This window comes from Mesorhizobium sp. P160187 (genome assembly GCF_057766425.1).
Genome location: NZ_JBYMDX010000004.1, coordinates 418,967 through 438,657, shown reverse-complemented (window position 1 = coordinate 438,657; position 19,691 = coordinate 418,967). Strand labels below are relative to the sequence as shown.

The 19,691-nt window shown below is 61.2% G+C and carries 19 protein-coding genes and 1 tRNA gene; 13 read left to right on the top strand and 7 right to left on the bottom strand.

Annotation, left to right across the window (positions count from 1 at the left end):
* The first annotated feature begins 57 nt into the window (after positions 1–57).
* On the top strand, positions 58–1,269 hold the full coding sequence (locus tag AC3CCE_RS19085) for a UbiH/UbiF family hydroxylase (protein WP_023752274.1): 1,212 nt from the start codon (positions 58–60) through the stop codon (positions 1,267–1,269).
* Here AC3CCE_RS19085 and AC3CCE_RS19080 read toward each other — a convergent pair.
* Complete coding sequence (locus tag AC3CCE_RS19080) at positions 1,246–2,208, bottom strand: AEC family transporter (RefSeq protein WP_023745061.1); 963 nt, start codon at positions 2,206–2,208, stop codon at positions 1,246–1,248. The two genes, AC3CCE_RS19085 and AC3CCE_RS19080, sit on opposite strands and share 24 nt — an antisense overlap.
* Before the next feature lie 224 nt (positions 2,209–2,432).
* On the opposite strand from AC3CCE_RS19080, the gene hspQ reads away from it, so the two are divergent.
* Entirely contained in the window at positions 2,433–2,756 is a 324-nt protein-coding gene (gene hspQ / locus AC3CCE_RS19075) for a heat shock protein HspQ (protein ID WP_023668971.1), read from the top strand.
* An 82-nt stretch (positions 2,757–2,838) separates the two neighbouring features.
* Here hspQ and AC3CCE_RS19070 read toward each other — a convergent pair whose 3' ends face one another.
* Entirely contained in the window at positions 2,839–3,462 is a 624-nt protein-coding gene (locus AC3CCE_RS19070) for an invasion associated locus B family protein (protein WP_023668972.1), read from the bottom strand.
* A 260-nt stretch (positions 3,463–3,722) separates the two neighbouring features.
* On the opposite strand from AC3CCE_RS19070, the gene AC3CCE_RS19065 reads away from it, so the two are divergent.
* Positions 3,723–5,543: an extracellular solute-binding protein gene (locus AC3CCE_RS19065; RefSeq protein WP_352626257.1), complete on the top strand. Its 1,821-nt coding sequence runs from the start codon at positions 3,723–3,725 to the stop codon at positions 5,541–5,543.
* Positions 5,544–5,592: 49 nt separating this feature from the next.
* Positions 5,593–6,273, top strand: a complete 681-nt coding sequence (locus AC3CCE_RS19060; protein WP_023755261.1) for a DsbA family oxidoreductase — start codon at positions 5,593–5,595, stop codon at positions 6,271–6,273.
* A 6-nt stretch (positions 6,274–6,279) separates the two neighbouring features.
* Here the strand turns inward: AC3CCE_RS19060 and AC3CCE_RS19055 are convergent, their stop codons facing one another.
* Positions 6,280–6,687 (bottom strand): hypothetical protein, encoded by a 408-nt coding sequence (locus tag AC3CCE_RS19055; protein WP_196813629.1) that lies wholly within the window; start codon positions 6,685–6,687, stop codon positions 6,280–6,282.
* A gap of 631 nt (positions 6,688–7,318) precedes the next feature.
* Here AC3CCE_RS19055 and AC3CCE_RS19050 point away from each other — a divergent pair.
* Positions 7,319–9,205 carry an ABC transporter ATP-binding protein/permease gene (locus tag AC3CCE_RS19050; protein WP_023696128.1) on the top strand — a complete coding sequence of 629 codons (1,887 nt, stop codon included), beginning with the start codon at positions 7,319–7,321 and terminating at the stop codon, positions 9,203–9,205.
* 290 nt (positions 9,206–9,495) lie between these two features.
* A complete protein-coding gene (gene mgtE, locus AC3CCE_RS19045; protein ID WP_023696129.1) occupies positions 9,496–10,863 on the top strand; it encodes a magnesium transporter in 1,368 nt (455 codons plus the stop codon).
* A 74-nt stretch (positions 10,864–10,937) separates the two neighbouring features.
* On the opposite strand, the gene gor is transcribed toward mgtE, so the two are convergent.
* The 3 genes from gor to rpiA form a co-directional block, all read right to left on the bottom strand.
* Positions 10,938–12,329 carry a glutathione-disulfide reductase gene (gene gor / locus AC3CCE_RS19040; protein ID WP_023691326.1) on the bottom strand — a complete coding sequence of 464 codons (1,392 nt, stop codon included), beginning with the start codon at positions 12,327–12,329 and terminating at the stop codon, positions 10,938–10,940.
* A 124-nt stretch (positions 12,330–12,453) separates the two neighbouring features.
* Positions 12,454–13,071 carry a DUF2059 domain-containing protein gene (locus tag AC3CCE_RS19035; protein ID WP_023696130.1) on the bottom strand — a complete coding sequence of 206 codons (618 nt, stop codon included), beginning with the start codon at positions 13,069–13,071 and terminating at the stop codon, positions 12,454–12,456.
* Positions 13,058–13,789: a ribose-5-phosphate isomerase RpiA gene (gene rpiA, locus AC3CCE_RS19030; protein ID WP_352626256.1), complete on the bottom strand. Its 732-nt coding sequence runs from the start codon at positions 13,787–13,789 to the stop codon at positions 13,058–13,060. Before rpiA ends, AC3CCE_RS19035 begins: the two co-directional genes overlap by 14 nt.
* 155 nt (positions 13,790–13,944) lie before the next feature.
* Between rpiA and AC3CCE_RS19025 the strand changes: the two genes are divergently transcribed.
* From AC3CCE_RS19025 to AC3CCE_RS19010, 4 genes are all read left to right on the top strand, one after another.
* Entirely contained in the window at positions 13,945–14,628 is a 684-nt protein-coding gene (locus AC3CCE_RS19025) for a phosphoglycolate phosphatase (RefSeq protein WP_023825560.1), read from the top strand.
* Between the two features lie 128 nt (positions 14,629–14,756).
* A tRNA-Val gene (locus AC3CCE_RS19020) sits at positions 14,757–14,831 on the top strand.
* Positions 14,832–14,973: 142 nt separating this feature from the next.
* Positions 14,974–15,405, top strand: a complete 432-nt coding sequence (locus AC3CCE_RS19015) for a terminase small subunit (protein WP_352512026.1) — start codon at positions 14,974–14,976, stop codon at positions 15,403–15,405.
* Positions 15,402–15,725 carry a hypothetical protein gene (locus tag AC3CCE_RS19010; RefSeq protein WP_352626255.1) on the top strand — a complete coding sequence of 108 codons (324 nt, stop codon included), beginning with the start codon at positions 15,402–15,404 and terminating at the stop codon, positions 15,723–15,725. Before AC3CCE_RS19015 ends, AC3CCE_RS19010 begins: the two co-directional genes overlap by 4 nt.
* Here AC3CCE_RS19010 and AC3CCE_RS19005 read toward each other — a convergent pair.
* Entirely contained in the window at positions 15,722–16,216 is a 495-nt protein-coding gene (locus AC3CCE_RS19005) for a hypothetical protein (protein ID WP_352512027.1), read from the bottom strand. The two genes, AC3CCE_RS19010 and AC3CCE_RS19005, sit on opposite strands and share 4 nt — an antisense overlap.
* Before the next feature lie 308 nt (positions 16,217–16,524).
* On the opposite strand from AC3CCE_RS19005, the gene AC3CCE_RS19000 reads away from it, so the two are divergent.
* The 3 genes from AC3CCE_RS19000 (at position 16,525) to AC3CCE_RS18990 (ending at position 19,460) form a co-directional block, all read left to right on the top strand.
* Positions 16,525–17,022: a hypothetical protein gene (locus AC3CCE_RS19000; protein ID WP_352512029.1), complete on the top strand. Its 498-nt coding sequence runs from the start codon at positions 16,525–16,527 to the stop codon at positions 17,020–17,022.
* A gap of 69 nt (positions 17,023–17,091) precedes the next feature.
* Entirely contained in the window at positions 17,092–17,358 is a 267-nt protein-coding gene (locus AC3CCE_RS18995) for a hypothetical protein (RefSeq protein WP_352512031.1), read from the top strand.
* 8 nt (positions 17,359–17,366) lie between these two features.
* Positions 17,367–19,460, top strand: a complete 2,094-nt coding sequence (locus AC3CCE_RS18990; protein ID WP_352626254.1) for a polysaccharide lyase domain-containing protein — start codon at positions 17,367–17,369, stop codon at positions 19,458–19,460.
* Positions 19,461–19,691: the final 231 nt, after the last annotated feature.

Genomic DNA, 19,691 nt, shown 5'->3' with positions numbered 1-19,691 from the left:
GCATGGTCTGACCTATATCCATGGGTAGACACCTGCATCGCAAACTGGAAGTCCAATTTGGATCATCGCGAGACAGCACGGATACTGGTAGCCGGCAGCGGCCCTGCCGGACTGATCGCGGCGCTCGGTTTCGCCGAGGCGGGCTTTCCGGTAACCCTGGTCGGACCCGAAGCAGGCGGGCCCGATGGCCGGACCACGGCGCTGATGAACCCTGCTCTCAAGGTTCTCGATCGGCTGGGCGTGCTGGCCGAACTTGCGCCGAAGGCCGCGCCGCTGAAGGTCATGCGCATCGTCGATGCGACCAGCCGGCTGATCCGCAGCCCGGTGGTGACTTTTCGCGCCATAGAGATCGGCGAGGAGCAGTTCGGGCTCAACCTGCCCAATAGTGCGCTGAACCCGACGCTGGCCAAGTCCGTCGCGGCGCATCCCGGCATCGAATGGCTGACGTCGATGGTCGAGAGTTGGCGTCTGGACGCCGATCAGGCGCATGCCGTCTTGACTGATGGTCGCGAAGTCTCGGCCGCGCTTGCGGTCGCTGCCGATGGGCGCCTGTCGCCGGCGCGCGAGGCGGCAGGCATAGTGGCCTCGGTGCGATCCTACCGCCAAGCGGCGCTGGTGCTGAATTTTGGCCATCGCAGCGAACACGGCTTCACCTCGACCGAGTTCCACACAGAGACCGGGCCGTTCACCCAGGTGCCGTTGCCCGGCAACCGCTCCAGCCTCGTCTGGGTGGTGAAACCGGAGACGGCGAAGGACCTCGCCGCACTTGATGACGCGACGCTTTCCGAGCGTGTTGAGCAGCAGATGCAGTCGATGCTGGGCCGGGTGTCGGTCGAGCCCGGCCGACAAATTTACCCGCTTTCTGCGGCATCACCGGGGCGCTTCGCGCAAAACCGGGTGGCGCTGGTCGGCGAGGCTGCACATGTATTCCCGCCGATCGGAGCCCAAGGTCTCAACCTCGGCATCAGGGACATCGAGGATCTGATTGGAATCGCTGGTGAAAATCGCGGCGACCCCGGCGCCGCGAAGGCCCTGGCCGCCTATGATTCCAGGCGCCGTCCCGACATTCTGGCGCGTTCCGGCGCGGTCAATCTGCTCAACATGTCGCTGCTTTCGGACATGTTGCCGGCGCAGATGGCACGCAGCGCCGGCCTCAATGTGCTTGGCAGTTTCGCGCCGCTGCGCGCCTTTTTCATGCGCGAAGGCTTGAGGCCGGGCAGCGGCTTTGCGGCGCTTACCGGCGGTTCAGGGAAACAGGTCCGGCGGTAAGATGCCGTGGCGGATCATGTAGAGCAGCCCGGTCACTGTCAGCACCGAGAGACAGGTGGTGATCATGACGCTGGCCGAGGCGCGTTGCACCCAGACGCCATATTGCTGGGCGATGACGAAGACGTTGGTTGCGGTCGGTAATGCCGCCAAAAGCACGGCTGAAAAAACCCAGATTTCGGAAAAGTTCCCGATCCAGCTCAGCACGACGTAGCAGAGCAATGGATGCAGGATCAGCTTCAGCGCCGCGATCGACGCCAGTTCATGCGGCACGCGGTTGAGCGGCCGGAGCGCAAGCGTCACGCCCATGGCAAACAGGGCACAAGGGGCGGCCGCCCGAGACAGATATTCGAGCAGGCGATCGACCGGCTGCGGTGGGTGAAAGCGGAGATAGGCGGCGCCGACGCCAAGCGCGGTCGCGATGATGAACGGGTGCAGGACGATTTTCCTGACTACGCCGAGGATGAGCCGCCACGGCGATGTCTTGTCGTCGCCCGACAGCGCCATCATCATGGGCGCGATGGCGAAATGCATGATATTTTCGAAGCAGAAGATCAGCGCGACGGGAACCGCCGCCTGTTCGCCGAAGGCGAGCAGCGCCAGTCCCGGCCCCATATAGCCGATATTGCCATAGGCCGCGGCCAGCGCCTTGATCGTCGATTGGGCGATCTCGCCGCGAGACGCCGTCACCGACCATACGAACATGATCGAGAAGGTCGTGTAGGTGGAAAACACCGAGCCGAAGATGAAGCGCCATTCCGTCAACTGCTCGAACGGCGTCCGGGCAAGCAGTTGGAAGAACAGGGCTGGAAGCGCGACATAGACGATGAAGGTGTTCATCCAACCAAGCGCCTCCAGCGGCTGCCAGGTGATGCGTGCGACCAGAAAGCCGATGAAAATCAGCCCGAAAAACGGAAGAACAAGACCGACGACGTCAGACATTTTTGCCTTCGCCCGAAACCCCTGAGCCCGGCTAACCCGTAGCTTCTCCGGGCGTCAAGCGCTTCGGCATTGAATTGATACACGGCCTGCGTCAATTGAACCTGAAACCAGCCCTAAAGTCGGGCTCGATTTTTGATCGCAGCGCGTGTAAATTCAAAGCCTTAGAGGGTCTGCCGCGCATTCCGAGGGACGCCGGGCGCTTTTAAGGCTTAGTGGTGAGTACGATGAAAACAGCCAAATTCTCGATCGGACAAGTGGTTCGCCACCGGCTGTTTCCATTCCGCGGCATCATTTTCGATGTCGATCCGCAATTTGCCAACACCGATGAATGGTACGAGGCGATCCCGGCCGACGTGCGGCCGCGCAAGGACCAGCCGTTCTACCATCTGCTCGCTGAAAACTCGGAAACCGAATACATTGCCTATGTCTCCGAGCAGAACCTGCTCGAGGACCAGTCAGGTGAGCCGGTCCGGCATCCACAGATCGGCGAGATGTTCGACAAGCGGCCGGATGGACGCTACGAGCCGAAACGCCAGTCGAGACACTGACATCACCTTGCATCGACGTGACGACAACAAAAAAGCGGGGCATGACCCCGCTTTTTTGTCGCTCCGGTATCTGTCCCGGCGATTAGTTGGCGGCTTTGGCCTTGGCCTGCTCGTCCTTGAGCTTCTTGGCGAAGTCCTGGTTGTTCTTGACGACGAAATCCTGAAGTTTTTTCTGCCGATCCTCGATGTCCGACTGCTGCAGCGGCGCGCCGTCAAAGGCGCCGCTGAAGCCGGTCAAGGCAACCTTGATTGGATTTGGCTGACTCTGGAAGTTGATCGAGGTCAGCGTGATCGCCTGTCCCTTCTTGAAGGAAGCGACGAGCGCGTCGGTCAGCGGCACTTCGGCAACGCAACGGTCGGCGAAGCAAATGACATAATCCAGCTTCGTCGCCTTGCCGGCGTCTATTTGCAGGGCGATGCCGGGGGGCACCAGGCGACCTGGGGGAACCGTGACCTGGAAGACCTTGCGGTTTACCTTGCCCTTCAACTCGATCAGGCTGACGCCGGTGACGAACTGGCCGTTGCCGGCAGTGATGATGTTCTGGACATTGCAGATGTCGACATCTTCCTGCTTGGTGCAGGCCTTGAACCAACCCTGCGGAATCTGTTGCTGTGCCGAAGCGGTGGGAAGTCCGGCGCCCAGAAAGCCGACCACGCCCGCGGCCAGGACCGAAAGGCGGTATGCGTTGCTGTTCAGGCTCGTCATGTCGTGCATTTCCTCTCAAATGATCCCGGGACCGGCTTCTTCGCGCCGTGTGGTCCTGCTACCTGTTGCCGAATTGAGGCAACAGAATGACTTCGGAGCGCGTGTTACACTGCATGAGCAGCCGAATCCAGCCCGCCGCCTGCAATTCTTGGCCTCGCAATTTGGGTCGTGCGATTTGGATTAATGTATCTGGCCGGAGCGCCGCGGCGCCATGTTAGGGTGCACTCCGAATCATCAAGCCGCCCAGTAAGGAGACGGTCATGGGCCGCATTCTTGTTTGGCTGATCGCCGCAATCTCGTTCTTCGCCTTTGCACCCGGCGTGGCGATGTCGGAACCGAAACATGCCATCGCCATGCAGGGCGAGCCGGCGCTGCCAGCCGACTACCAGCATTTCGACTACGTCAATCCCGATGCGCCCAAGGGCGGCAACATCACTTACTGCGTCGTCGGCAGCTTCGACAATCTGAACCCGTTCATCCTGAAGAGCCTGCGCACCACGGCGCGCGGCATGCAGGACCTCATTTTCGGCAATCTCGTCTTCGAGCCGTTGATGATGCGCAACTACGACGAGGCCTTCACCCTCTATGGCCTGCTCGCAGACACAGCCGATATGGACCTGGAGCGCAAATCGATCGAATTCCACCTTAATCCAAATGCGAAGTGGTCGGACGGTGAGCCGGTGACGCCGGATGACGTGCTGTTCACCTACGATGTCTTCACCGACAAGGGCCGCCCGCCCTACAGGGATCGCATGAGCCTGATCGCCAAGCTCGAAAAGACCGGCGATCACAGCGTGCGCTTCACCTTCAACGACAAGGCCAATCGCGAGACCCCCTTGATCATCGCGCTGACGCCGATCATCCCAAAGCACGCCTTCAACAAGGATACCTTCGACAAGACGACGCTGAAGCCGGTGATCGGCAGCGGTCCCTACACCATCGACAAGGTGCAGCCGGGACAGCGCATCGTCTTCAAGCGCAATCCGAATTACTGGGGCAAGGACATCCCTTCCAAGCGCGGCTTCGACAACTACGACCAGATCACCATCGAGTACTTCCTCAACGCCAATGCCAAGACGGAAGCGTTCAAGAAAGGCATCTGCGCCATTTACGATGAGGGCGATCCGGTCAAGCGCGAGCGCGATATCGATTTTCCCGCCTTTCATCGCGGCCAGGTGATCGCCGAGACCTTCGACACCGGCATACCGCCCGTGGTGACCGGGTTCCTGTTCAACACGCGGCTGGAGAAGTTTTCCAATCCGGAGGTGCGGCGCGCGCTCGGCATGCTCTACGACTTCGAATGGGCCAACAAGAACCTGTTCGGCGGTAAGTACACGCGCACGATGAGCTACTGGCAGAATTCCGAACTTTCCGCGCTCGGCCATCCCGCCAGCGACAGGGAAAAGGCGCTGCTGGCGCCCTACCCCGGCCGCGTGCCGGCCGATGTCATGGACGGCAGCTGGCGCCCGCCGGTGAATGACGGCACCGGCCAGGACCGTAAGGTGCTGAAGGTGGCGTTCGACCTGCTGAAGAGCCAGGGCTACACCGTCAAGGACGGGGTCCTGCTGGACCCAAAGGGAAACCCGTTCGGTTTCGAGATCCTGACGGCCTCGCAGGACGAGGAACGCTTTGCCGCCATCTATCAGCGCTCGCTGGAAAAGATCGGCATCGCGGTGACCATCCGCAGCCTCGAGGCCGACCAGATCCAGTCGCGCAAGCAGCGTTTCGACTTTGAGGTTCTTGTCGGGTCGAGCGGGTTCAGCAACTCGCTGTCTCCCGGTATGGAGCAGAACCTTCGCTGGGGTTCTTCAGAGGCCAAAAGAGAAGGTTCATTCAATCTGGCCGGCGTCGCCGATCCGGCGGTCGACGCGGCGATCGACGCGATGCTGAGAGCACGGACCAAGGAAGACTATGTCGCCGCCGTGCGCGTGCTCGACCGATTGCTGATCTCCGGCAATTACATGGTGCCGATGCAGTACAACGCGCAGCAATGGCTCGCTTACTGGAATTACCTGGACCATCCCAAAAAGACGCCCATATTCGGTTATCAATGGCCGACCTGGTGGCGCAAGCCGAACTGAGCGTGGCCGAGATCGGTCTCGCTGAAACGTTCGGCTGCAGGAGATCAAGATGAGCGATGACAATTCCATTACCGTCGACGTGGTTTCCGACGTCGTCTGCCCCTGGTGCTTCGTCGGCCAGAAGCGGCTGGATAAAGCGATTGCCGCTGCCGGCGACGTTGAGGTTCATGTGCGCTGGCGGCCGTTCCAGCTCGACCCGACCATCCCGCCCGAGGGCAAGGACCGGCGCGAATACATGCTGGCCAAATTCGGCAGCGACGAGCGCATCCGTCAGATGCATGCCCGCATAGAGCCGCTCGGCGAAGCCGAAGGCATCGATTTCGCTTTCGACGCCATCAAGGTGGCCGCCAACACGCTGGACGCGCATCGTGTCATCCGCTGGGCCGGTGCCGCCGGTGAAGCCGTGCAGAACCGGCTCGTGCGCCGGCTGTTCCAGCTGTATTTCGAGGAAGGCGGCAATATTGGCGACCACGCCGTGCTGGTCGATGCCGCCCGCGAGGCAGGCATGGACGCTGCCGTGGTCGAAACGCTGTTGCCGACCGATGCCGACGTCGAGGAGGTGCGCACAGAAATCGCCACGGCATCGCGGATGGGGATCACCGGCGTGCCGTGTTTCCTGCTCGAAGGCAAATACGCCGTCATGGGCGCGCAGGACCCCGACACGCTGACGGATGCCATCCGCCAGGTCGCGGCTGCAAAGGCCAAGGGCGAGCTGGAAAAGGCCGGCTGACCGAAGTTATTTCACCGTCACCTTGGCTTTGCTGAGGAAGAAGCCATGCCCGTTGCTGCCCGTGCAGGTCAGTCCCTTGGTTGACGACTGGCAGGTAAACGGCCCTTTGCTCCAGCTGTTGCCATAGGCCAGCTTCGCGACATCGCTGCAGCAGCCCTGCTCTCCCGGATTCTTGATCAAGGTCGCCGGGCCGTTCGGCCCAAGGATCACGGTGACGTAGCTGGGCTCGACGCGCGAACAGCTCAGTTCCGGACCGCCATCCTGTGGTTCGTAGGTGCTGGTGCCGCCCTTCGGCGTGTAGATGCAGCCGATGTTGCCGGACGGAGCATTGAACTCGATTTGCCCTTCGGCGCTTGCCGGAATGGTCTGGCTGACGGCATGCGCAAGAGGCAGCCAGGCAAAGAGCGTCACCATTGCGGGAACGGCTGCGCGTGCAAGCATTGGGGAGCTTCCTTGTTGGGGACCGGACATGCATCGGTGCCGACAGTGCCCGGCAAGGTTCATTCCAGTGCGCTTGATTGTCAAACGGTGTTGAGCTGCAGCTAAAAAGCGTGGGCCAACTCATGAGCAGTCGCCGTGCAGGAGCGACGATCTTGCGTGCCCAACCATGATGGCCGGTGAAATGATTCGGGCGGCCTGGGGCGATCACGGACGGCAATTTTTCGGGCGATCCGGTTAGCGCGCGGTGGGAAAACCGGCCGACGGGCAGGCCTTTTGGTCACAAAGCCGTGTATGAGCCTTCCCTCAGGGAATATATTCGCACATCTGAGCGTTCTCGCAACACATTGAAACAAAGGACAAATTCGGCCCAAAGACGGCGGTCTCGCAGCACCAACTGTTGCCTCATGGCAACGGCGGGTGGGCTGCTTCACATTCGCCGGGATAAAATTCATAGAAAATGATCAATTGGTGTTACTATCCGTAACAAAACTAAAAAGGTTTGGGCGGGATTGTGATTCGGGTCGACAGACCGCGACGTTCAATATCGGCACTTTGGAACCGCGACGCCCCCGCCGGGCCGTCGCCCCTGACGCCAGTATCGTCGATGCGGACCTTCTGGGGACTGATGCGGGCCTACTGGTTCTCGGACCGGTGGAGAGAGGCCTGGGCTCTCACCGTCGTCCTCGCACTCATCATAGCCCTGTCGAGCAAGGCCGACGTCTGGTTTACCGTGTTGGCGGGCGAACTGGCAGCCTCAATCGCTTTTTTCCACGACGCCGCGAATACCACGCCCCTTGAATCAGTGCTTACCAATGCCGGCCTGCTTGTGCTGCTGGTCGTGTTCAAGGACATGGGAATCATAGGCGCCTGCAAATTTGTATCGGCGACATTGCATCGCAAATGGCGCGCCTGGTTGAACGCGCGTTTCAATGCGGCGCTGCTTGATACCAACCATACTCACTACCACGCTCAGAATGGCTCGCCAGATGCGCCAGCGCCCGACAACATCGATCAGCGCGTGCAGGAATCCATCAAAGACATGGCGGGCGGCGCCATCGGGCTTGCCCAAGGTGTCTTCGGCGTCTTCACCTCACTTTATTTTGTCGGCGGCGCTTTGCTGGCGAATTCCGTGGAGGTAAAAGGCCTGGATGCCCTCGGCAGCTATGGCAGCGCCGTCCTCGCTCTGCTGGCGGTTGCCATCTATGTGCCCGTCAATACCTGGATCGCGATCAAACTCGGCGGAATGCTGGAGTGGCTCAATGTCAGGATGCAGAAGGCCGAAGGCACCTATCGCAGCGAGCTGATCACCTTGTTGCGCCGCAGTTTCCATGTGTCGGCGTCGCAAGGCGAAGACGTGCAAAAGACGATACATGGACGGCTCTATCTCGATATCGATACCACCTGGTCGAAGCTCAACATCGTCAACACCCTCTATGCGGGATTCGAATCGGTCTATAATTTCGTCGGGGCCAAAGTTGTCGCCTACGGACCTGGTCTGGTGCCGTTCATCCACAACGGCGTCGACCTCAAGGGCTACATAACCGGTTCCGAGCAGGTCAACGCGCTGATCAGCAAATGTTCCTGGTTCATCCATGTCATGCCGAGTCTCGCCACCTTGCGGGCCAACAGCCAGCGCGTCATTGAATTGGCGCACGCCATTGAAAACGTCCAACAGCCGCAGGAATTCTACAGCCAGACCGGCCGTTCCGATTTCCACTATGCCAGCCAGAACCCGGTCTTCGGCCTGACCATCCAGAAGCTTGAACTGGCGCATCAGGGTGAAGACGCCACGCCGTTCCTGAGCGCAGCCAATCTGCGCTTTCGGCGCGGCGAGTGGGCATTCCTCAAGGGCGAATCCGGCTGCGGCAAGACTTCGCTGATCAAGGCGATCAACGGCTTGTGGCCTTATGGCCGCGGCACCATCGTCTTCCCTGACGGTGTGAGGAGCTTCTATGCCGCACAGGAGGTCAAGCTGCAGCTGGTGTCGCTGAAGCAGCTGGTGTGCCTGCCCGGCTCCGAGGACGACTATGGCGATGCGCAGGTCGCGGCAGCCCTGCACAAGGCCGGCCTTGGCGATTTCATCGAACACATGGCCGATGAAAGCCGCGAGGGAAAGATCTGGGACCAGCTGCTGTCCGGCGGCCAGAAGCAGAAGCTGGTTGTGGCCCGCATCGTGCTGCAGCAACCGGGACTGTTGTTCCTCGACGAAGCGACCGGCGCGCTCGATCCGGATGGCAAGATCGCCTTCCACCAGGCCATCAAGGACAACTGTCCCGATGTCACGGTGATCAGCATCATGCATGAGGCGGTGCCGCCACGTTCGGCCTCGGGCGAGGAATTCTACCATAGCGTGGTCGCGATCGCCGACGGCGTCGCCACCAAGAGGCCGCTTGTTCCGAACCTTCCGCGCGAGCTCACCACCATCCTTACGCAGCCGCGGCCGGTCGAGGACAAATGGATGCGTTTTTCACGCCGGCTGAAGCAGAAATAGCAGCCACGCCGAAGCGCGTTCCGCCACTGGCGGCGGGGCACTCGCTCCCTCCCCCTTCAATAATCATCACAGTCTCGCGATTGGGCCGGCTCCCGGCTGTTTTCCGCCACCCCCGCGATTGACTCGCCAAGATGCGCTCCTATGTTGCGCCCGCTCGCTGAATTCCAACTCGAACCCGCGAGCAGAAAGGTCACCGCGCCATGCCTGGCGACAGTAGTCGAACGCAACCGCCGTCCGCCTCGATGTGACCTCTAACGGCTCACGTCCCGCCGGACGGCAAGGAGTGAGCCATGAACGAATTTACCCCCGTCGTAGCGGGCGACGATGCCGTCGCTATCGCGCGTATCCTTGCCAATGATCACGTCGCCGATGTCGTCGAGGCCCTGAACCGGGAAGCTCGCGATACCGCGATAGAACTGCTTTGCGAAATGCCGTTCGAGCGGCTGGTCGAGATCTTCGACCAGCCTGAACTCGACGGCGCCTCCGATCTGGCCGAGGCGCTGCCGCGCGCCAAGGCGTGCAAGCTGCTGACCGCCATGTCGGTCGACCGCGCCGCCGATATTCTGCGAGAGCTGGATGAGCCGACGCGCTCCGAGCTGCTCGGCGGGTTGGTCCCGCCGCTGCGGGCAACGCTGCTTTCCATTCTCGGCTATCCCGAAGGCAGCGCCGCCTCAATCATGACGACCGAATTCGTCAGCGTGCCGTCGGACTGGTCCGTCGGGCGCACGCTCGACTACATCCGCAAGGTGGAGCGGACGCGGGAGACCGTCTACGCCATCTACATCGTCGATCCAGACACGCATGTGCTGGTGCGCTCGACCGGCCTGCGCCGGCTGATCACCGGCGAGCCGGACGATCCGATCCTGTCGGTGGCGCCGGATCGCGCCCCGGTGACGGTGACGCCGCTGACCGATCGCGAGACACTGGCGCAGACGATCTCCAAATATGACCTGCTCGCGGTTCCCGTCGTCGACCACGGCAAGATCCTCGGCATCGTCACCATCGACGACATCATCGACACCATGATCGAGGAGACGACCGAGGACGCGCATCGTTTCGGCGGCATGGAGGCGCTCGACGAGCCCTACATGAAGATGAGCTTTCTCGCGATGATCAAGAAGCGCGGCGGCTGGCTGTGCGCGCTGTTCATCTCGGAGATGCTGACCGCCAATGCCATGCAAAGCTATGAAGGCGAACTGCAAAAAGCGATCGTGCTCACTCTGTTCATCCCGCTGATCATGAGCTCGGGCGGCAATTCCGGTTCGCAGGCGACCTCGCTCGTCATTCGCGCGCTGGCGCTGCGCGAGATCGGCCTTCGCGACTGGTGGCGGGTGGCGTTGCGCGAATTGCCCACCGGCTTCGTGCTCGGCGCCATGCTTGGCGTGGTCGGCATCTGCCGCATCGCGCTCTGGCAATATATGGGCTTCTACGATTATGGGCCGCATTGGCCGCTGATCGCGGCGACCGTGGGGGCAGCACTCGTCGGCATCGTCACCTTCGGCTCGCTGTCGGGGTCGATGCTGCCGTTCGCGCTGAAACGGATCGGCTTCGATCCGGCGAGCGCCTCGGCGCCGTTCGTCGCCACGCTGGTCGATGTCACCGGCCTGGTGATCTATTTCTCGGTGGCGCTGGTCATCCTGCGCGGCACTTTGTTGTAATAAGCTTCAGGCCTCCCATCGCGGTGGCAACAGCGGCTGCCATGGGGGGTTCTTCAAGATCGAGCGCGCGGGCGTCAATCGACCCGCACGCCGTTCTTCACGCGGTAGGTGGGCTTGTACATGGTGACCAGTTCCTCCGCTGCCGTCGGGTGGACGGCCATGGTGCGGTCGAAATCATCCTTGGTGACGCCGGCCTTCAGCGGAATGCCGAGCAACTGCGCCATCTCGCCGGCGTCCGGCCCGAGGATGTGCGCGCCGAGCACTTTTCGCGTGGCGCCATCGACCACCAGCTTCGTCAGCATCTTTTCGTCGCGGCCCGACAGCGTGTGCCGCATCGGCCGGAATGTGGCGCGGTAGATTTCGATATCGGAGTAGCGCTTGACGGCATCGTCCTCGGACAGCCCGACGGTGCCGATCTCCGGCTGTGAGAAGACGGCGGTCGGAATGGTGTCGTGGTCGGGCGCGGTCGGATTGCCCTTGAATGCGGTCTCGATGAAGCACATGGCTTCGTGGATCGCCACAGGCGTCAACTGCACGCGGTTGGTGACGTCGCCGATCGCCCAGATGTTGTCGATGTTGGTGCGGGAATACTGGTCGACAACGATGGCGCCGGTTATGCCGAGCTCGATACCGACGCCTTCCAGGCCCATATTCTCGGTGTTTGGGAGGCGGCCGATGGCGAGCATGACCTGGTCGATCGTCAGCACCTTGCCGCCGGTGACCAACGCATCCAGCCTGCCGTCCGGCCGTTTGCGGACCCATTCCGACACGGCGTGGCAGAGGATCTTGATCCCCTTCTTTTCCATGGTTTCGTGCAGCATGTGCCGCAGGTCCATGTCGAAGCGCGACAGTATCTCCTTGCCGCGATAGACCAGCGTGGTGTCGACGCCCAAGCCATGGAAGATATTGGCGAATTCGACGGCGATGTAGCCTCCGCCCTCGATCATGATCGCCTTCGGCAGTTGCTTGAGGTCGAAAACCTCATTGGAAAAGATGCAATGCTCGTGACCGGGCAGCGCCGGGTGCGGCGCCGGCCGGCCGCCGGTGGCGATCAGGATCTGGTCGGCGGTGACGGTGCGGTCATCGCCCAGGAGATGCACGACATGCGGGTCGACCAGCATGGCGCGCGAGTGGAACGTCTCGCCGCCGGCGCCTTTCACGTTCTTTTCGTAGATCGCTTCCAGACGGGCAATCTCGCGGTCCTTGTTGGCGACCAGCGTCGGCCAGTCGAAGCTCGCCTCCGGCACCGTCCAGCCATAGCCGGCGGCGTCGGCAAAATGCTCGGGAAATTGCGAGGCATAGACATAGAGTTTTTTCGGCACGCAGCCACGGATGACGCAGGTGCCGCCATAGCGGTATTCCTCGGCGATGCCGACACGCTTGCCGAGCGCTGCCGCCACGCGCGCCGCCCTCACCCCGCCGGAGCCGCCGCCGATGACGAAGAGATCGTAGTCGTAACCGGCCATGCTGCTGTTCCTTGCCCCAAGAAATGTTTGAGACAGGTAGGCTGCATGAAGCCAAAAGAAAAGCCCGGTTTCCACCGGGCTTTCTGGTCCAGCGGCAAGGATGCCGGTGGCGAAATCAGACGTCTTAGTTCTTCGGCGCTTCCGGCTGGTCACCGTCTGCGGGCGCATCGCCGTCGGCAGGTGCAGCGCCATCGGCGGGGGCAGTTGCGTTATCCGGCGCAGGCGCGGCCGGAGCAGCGGCCTTCGCGGCGGCTGCCAGCGTTTCGCCGACCTGCTGGGCGAGATCGCGCGCCAGGCCGTTCTGCCAGATGTCGGCGGCCTTGACCAGTTCGCGCGTCACGTTGGGGCCGTTGTCGAGCAGCTTCTTGCCGGCATCGGAATTGTAGAAGGCGGCGATGTCGGTGAGATCCTTCTCGGAGAACACCTTGGCATAGGCGAGCGCTGCTTCCTTCTCCAGATCGGCACGGCGCGAGGCCAGCGCCAGTGCCTTTTCGCCGACGGTCTTGCCGATCAGCTCCTGCATATCAGGGTTCTTCTGGATAAGCTGCTGCTCGAGCGAGGCCGCCGCTTGCGGCAGGATGTTGTCGAACGAGTCGGTCGCGTGGATTGCCGTGATCGCCGCCCGTGCTGCCTTCAGATGCGATTCCGTGATCTCCTGCGAGAACGCCGGGGAGGAGAAGGCGAAAACGGCCGAAGCCGCCAGAACGGCGCAAAGATTGCGAACCCGGTTATGCAACATCATGATCGGTAGAACTCCCTGGTTTTCGGGCGGCATGGACGGTTTGGATGCCGTCGCCGCCGGCGATGATGGCCGCTGACGCCAGCCCGATGAAAAGACCATGCTCGACCACACCAGGAATGGCATGGAGAGCATTCGAAAGCGCTCTTGTATCCGGAATGCGGCCAAAAGATGCATCGAGGATAAAATGGCCGCCGTCTGTAACAAAAGGCTGGCCCCCCGTCATCCTCAATGTAACCGGGCCGGAAAGGCCGAGACTTTTGGCCGCTGCCGCGACCGCGATTTCAGTGGCGCGCAGGCCAAATTGGTTGACTTCGATCGGCAACGGAAACTGGCCAAGGGTGTCGACGATCTTCGAGCGATCGGCAATGACGATCATGCGCTGAGATGCCGCCGCGACGATCTTTTCGCGCAGCAGCGCGCCGCCGCCGCCTTTGATCAGCGTCAGCGCCGCGTCGATCTCGTCGGCGCCGTCGACGGTGAGGTCGAGCTCGGGCGTTTCCTCAAGCGTCGACAGCGGCACGCCGAGTTCGCGGCAAAGGGCTGCAGTGCGCTCCGACGTCGGCACGCCGATGACGGACAAGCCGGTGGCGATCTTTTCGGCCAGCAGCCGCACGAATTCGTCGGCCGTCGTCCCGGTGCCGATGCCGATGCGCATGCCGTCACTGACATGGGCAAGGGCAGCCCGCCCGGCCTCGACCTTCAACTGCCTCGCATCCATGCTCGCCCCGGGGATTTGGCTTGGTTCTGATTTTTCTGGATGCGCGCTCCTAGCACTTTTGCCCGCAGGGTCAAAGACTTTGGCTCCCACCGGCTTGCCTGAAAGAAGCGCAGCCGCTATCGCCTGCCTGCAATGCATCAGCCACAGGATAGGCCATGACCCAACCGATCATCGTGTTCGACCTCGACGGGACGCTGATCGACACGGCGCCGGATCTGCTCGACAGCCTCAATCACAGCCTTGCCGCCAGCGAGCTTGCCGCTGTCGACGAGGCCGGCTTCCGGCGTTTTGTCGGCCAGGGCGGACGGGTGATGATCGAGCGCGCGCATACCGCGCAGCAGAAGTCGCTGGCGGTGGAGGAGCACGACCGGCTGCTCAAGCTGTTCCTCGACCACTACACGCTCAACATCCCCGGCAAGTCGCGCCCTTACCCCGGCGTGGTCGAGGCGATCGCCCGCTTCGAGAAGGCCGGCTACCTGCTTGCCATCTGCACCAACAAATATGAGGCGAATTCGAAAGCGCTGATCGGGGCGCTCGGCCTGACAAAGCATTTCGCCGCGATCGCCGGCCAGGACACGTTCGCCTTCCGCAAGCCCGACCCGCGCCATCTCACCGAAACCATCAGGCTCGCCGGCGGTGACCCGCACCATGCGCTGATGGTCGGCGATTCGCAGACCGACATCGACACGGCCAAGGCCGCCGGCATTCCGGTGGTCGCCGTCGATTTCGGCTACACCGACCGCCATGTCAGAGAATTCGAGCCGTCGGCGGTGATTTCGCATTTCGACGCGCTGACGCTCGACCTGGCGGAACGGCTGATTGCAGCTGCGGCCGGCTGAGCGAAACGGGCGATTGCGCGGCAGCGTCCGCCCTTGCCTATTTCAGGCGTAGAAGGCAGGCGCATCGCCTTGACTTCAACCGCATGCCTCTCTTATATCGCGGCTCGCTTGGCCTTCGGGCAACGAGCGGGCGATTAGCTCAGCGGGAGAGCACACCCTTCACACGGGTGGGGTCGCAGGTTCAATCCCTGCATCGCCCACCATTTTCCTCTTTATAATCCAGATACATAGCGAGTTTTTGGATCGAGCGAGTAAATCGCTGGAACCGCATAGGCACCGCGCCATTGGTTTTGGCAGCAGATTGTGATAATATTCCTACCAGTGTCCACCGTCGGAATATCCGCCATGTCTGCCTCAGGTACAGAGCTACAAATTCGATTCGCGATTGCCTACGCCCGCAATGGCGGTAATGCGAAAGCTGCAGCGATCGAAGCCGGATATTCCGAAAAGTCGGCCGACGATCTGGGGCGCCGCGCGCTAGAGTCGCCAACCGTGCACGAAATGATCCTCCAGGAAGTCACTCGCCAGCGAGCGCGAGCGGGCGTTGTCGGCCTTCACGCCTTGATCACGGTGGCGGAAAGCGATAGGTCGCCAGCGCCTGCCAAGGTTGCAGCTGGTCGCGCACTTCTTGAGTTCGCCGGCTTGGCCGGTTCGTCCAGGGATCTTGACGACGAGCAGCGGCGCGATGGCGGCCCCGCGCCGGATTACAAAGCCATCCTTGACGGCTTTGCTCAGGCAGCAGCTGCAGCGATGGCGGCGCCGAAGTCGCTTCAATGAAAAAGCAAAGCGCCCGAGGCTCTGGCGAACCGCACAAGATTCCCGATATCTGCGCCGCGCTCGAGAGGCTGTCAGGGTTGCCCTGTCCACCTCACGACGCGCCCGACCAACGCGAACTGTGGGCGCAGTATGAAGTGACTTCGAACTTTCTTCTGGCAGCGCGGTATTCGAATGACCCGGTCAAGGCGCGGTGCCAGGCCGCCGAGTACACCTTGCGCAATGCCGTCTACCCATTGGAAATGCTTAGGCCGCACATAGAGCGCGGCCTAGGCAGGAAGTTGCTGGACGATGAAATCGTCGTGGGCGAGCTGTTGAGTTAGGCGCCTATCGGCGAAAGGAAGTCGCCGTCGACTTCCTGACCCGCAAAAGCCAGGTGAAAAAGCGCGATTGCGAACGCTTCGGCCTTGCCGGCGGGCCGAAAGCCGCGCCGTTCGGCTTCTGCAATCATCAGGTCAGACGACGCATTGCCGTTGCCTGTGAACCGCTTTTTCAGATTCGGCTCTGCAACTGCGGTGCAAGGTAATCCCTTCTCGTCGGCCCATTGCTTCAGCACTGCCGTTAGATCGGATCTTGCGGCCCGTCGCGCACCTGAGGTCTTAGAACGCTTCGGCAGCGTATACATGACCCTGGCGGCACCTAGTGCGCATTGGATTTCATCGAGCGCCTTAAGCAGATTGGCGATGATCGTTTCGCCGCGTTTTAGCCTCGGCCAAATCTGGTTGGACACTACATAGCTGCGGCCGCCGGCCGCTATGCCGCAGACTTCGCCAAGATTGATAGCAATCGTTTTCGATGTTTCGTTCGTAGTCATGTCCGTTTGCCTATTCAGTTTGAGCGACCTCTTATCGGGCCGAGATCATGATTGATCTAAAACCGCGCCAAAGCAAGTGTTAGTTTCGGCAAGTCATTGTTTTTGTGTATTGTTTTGTATCGATCTTGCTGCGATACTTCTCATCCTACAATGCAACAGCCGCCATGTGGGGTATCCACCCCCCGCCCCTGGTCGGATGTACTTTTGAGCAACCTTGCGTACCCGCTTTACTATGTTTTCATTTTGCGCAAAACTGGTTTGCAAGAGAACGTCAGACCGGACGGCCGGATCCATGTGGGGGGAGCAATATGCCTTGGATCGCTGCCGCGATCGTCACGGTCGCGGTGCTCTACTTCGGTATCAACTATTCTGGCTTCAGGAGGCTGCTCGCGTGGCTGGTCGCCGCCATGATCATGGTCGCGGCCGTGGGCGCCCTCTACTTCTACCACAGCAATGAACGAGCCGAAGCCCGGAACGCCTACGCCAAGACGCTTATAAAGCCGGATGAGATAGATCTGATCGACCTGCGTATGTCCCCTGACACGTTCCACTCGATCTCGGGGAAAATTCGAAACCGCAGCGCCTACCGTCTTAAGTCTGTTCGGATGAAAATCACGGCGCAAGACTGCGTGGAACTGAACGACAAATGTGATGTGGTCGGCGAAGCTGAGTATTGGGCATACGACTTGAACGTCCCGCCCCAGCAGTTGAGGGAGTTCAGCGGCTACGTGAGCCTGCAGGGCATGCCTGCTCCGACGTACATGCGATGGCAATACACAATCACGGAAATCGAAGCCGATCCGTGATTCCGGCCGGTCGCAATATCGACCGATAAGCTCGTCGAACGATTGACCTCATAGGAGAATTGTCCTATCTTGCTGTCGATCTGTCGTAATTGCCATGTCGCGAGTGGCGTCCCGTTCCAGGACCGCCGCGACATGACTCAGCCAGCCCCCTACGCCCGCGCCTTTTCATTCATCGGCTTTCAATCCGGGCACCCCAAAACTCCACTGCCCGGAGACAAGGTGGACGGAGAGCTGGACGCGGTTGCCGCGGCCACCCAGCGCTTCGCGGCGAACCTAGCCCGCTTGCAGCGCGATGACCTGGCGCTGGCCAACAACAGCCTCGGCTATCCCAGCTGAAGGACGAAGTGTCGCTCGGCTTCGGGCCGCCGTCGGCGTGGCTGACTGCGACCGCGTACACCGCGCGCGACACTGTTTTTCACGGCACTGCGTTCTACAGCTGCCTGGTTTCGCACACGTCAGGCGTTTTCGCGACTGACCTTTCCGGCGGCGATTGGGAGCTTCTGGCCGATTTCAGCTTGGTGATCGACACGGCAGGCGTCATGCTGCAGTCGACCTACGATCCGCAAGGCAAGGCCGCTGACGCGTTTGCGCGTGCCAACCATACCGGAACGCAGCTGGCGGCGACGATCTCGAACTTCTCAGCGGCGGCCGATGCGCGGATCGCGGCAGCCGTTGGCGTGTCCGTCCAGCCGCTTGACGCGGATCTGACTTCAATCGCGGCGCTCGCCACCACGTCGTACGGTCGTGGCTTGCTGACTTCGGCAAGCGTTGCTGCGCTTTCCGCCACCTTCGTCAATCTGCAGACTGGCACGAGTGCCGTTTCCCGCACGATTCAGAACAAGTTCACCGAGATACTGTCGGTCAAGGACTTTGGCGCTGTTGGCGATGGTGTCGCGAATGACACGGCAGCGATTGCTTTGGCCGAGACTGCCCGTGCGGCTATCGGCGGAGAACTCATCTTCCCGCCCGGCACTTATCTTTTCGACGGACAGGCGATCAACCGCGCAACTGGTGGCGGATGGCGGGGCATCGGTGAGGCGAAACTGATCCCGACCGTCAACAATACGATCATGATCGACATAACTGGCGCGGTGATTTCGGCGAATTCGCCGATCTCGTTCAAGCTCCAGAACTTGCACTTTGCCGCCAACGGCAAGACCGGCGTTACCGCTGTTCGGGAAACGACGCCCTACTATACCTCGCTCAAGGGGCTGAGCTTTACCGGCGATATGGCCTACTGCGCGATCTTCACCGGTAACAGCGGGGCGTCGCAGACTGGCTGGATCAATATCGATGATATCCATCAGCGCGGCGCAGGAACGTGGGTCTTCCAAGGTTACGACGACACGCACTACATCTTTAACGTCAACATCACGAACTTCAATCAGCAGGGCACCGGCGCGTCGACCTGGCAGGACTTGAAGATGTTCAAGCTAAGCCGCGCGGTTTCGGTCTACTTCAACAACGTGAACGTGGCATCGCTCGACGGCGGCGCTGACGGCATTTCCATGACAGGCGACTGTCAGGGCGTGTTTCTTAACAACGTGATTATCGGCTGGCCGCGTGTTGGTGTTCACGCACAGGTCGGTACCGACACGCTTATTCCGTCGTACGTCTACATCGTCAATTGCGGCATGGATCAAGCGACCATCGCCGGCTTCGACATCGCGGGCCGGACCTGGCGCATTCACAACTCGAACTCGACCAACGGCTACCTGCGGGGCAGTACCGATGCGTCCTTGCGCATTCGCGCTACTGCAACCGATATCGTCGTGCGGGACTTCCTCGCGGCATACATGAACCATGATGGCATCAAGGTGGATGTGGGCGCGACCAAGGTCATCCTTGCCGGCGTCACTGCCGAGAATAACAACCAGAACGCAGGCGGCAATTTCGAAGTCAACCTGACCAGCTGCCTGCGCAAAGACGTTATCATGGAAGGACGCAACTACATCGGCACTGCCGGTGTGAACGCGACCGGCCAGCGCGTCGTCAATGGAAAGTCATCTGAAGCGGTGTCGGTCAACGTAACGCCCGCTCAGACCACCGCCGTGACCACCGCCGAAGACCTGATGTCGTACACCATCCCTGCAGCGTCGCTAGCGATCGGCAGGCGGGTCCGTCTGAAGGCGTGGGGTACGACTGCTGCCAACGCGAACACCAAAACCGGACGGCTGTTCTTCGGCGCGACCAACCTGGGCGGCTGGACCGGGGCACTGAACGGCGTTGGTTGGAAGATCGAAGCGGAAGTGATCGTGACGGGCGCTGCCACGCAGTCTTACGTCCGCGAAACGCTCACCACCAGCACTCAAGTGACGAGCGGCACGGCGACCGAAGCAATCAGCGGAGCAATTGCTGTCAAGCTCCAGGGTCAGAACGGCACGGCGAGCGCCGGCGACATCACCTGTAATGGGCTTGAGGTTGAAGTTCTGGACTGACCGTTTGCGCCATCTTGGCAATCGGCCGCCAGTATCTCGCATATAGCCATTGCCCCAAACGACCGAATGCAAGCCCGCCTAGCAGCCCGCAAGACAGCGTCACAGCGATCATGCCCCACGGCATGCCGCTGGAGGATCGCCGCGACGGTCGGAATGCCCTGGTCACGAGCATCCGGACATTTACACCAAGCCACCGACTCCCTTAATGAAAAATGCAGAAGCAGGGAAAAC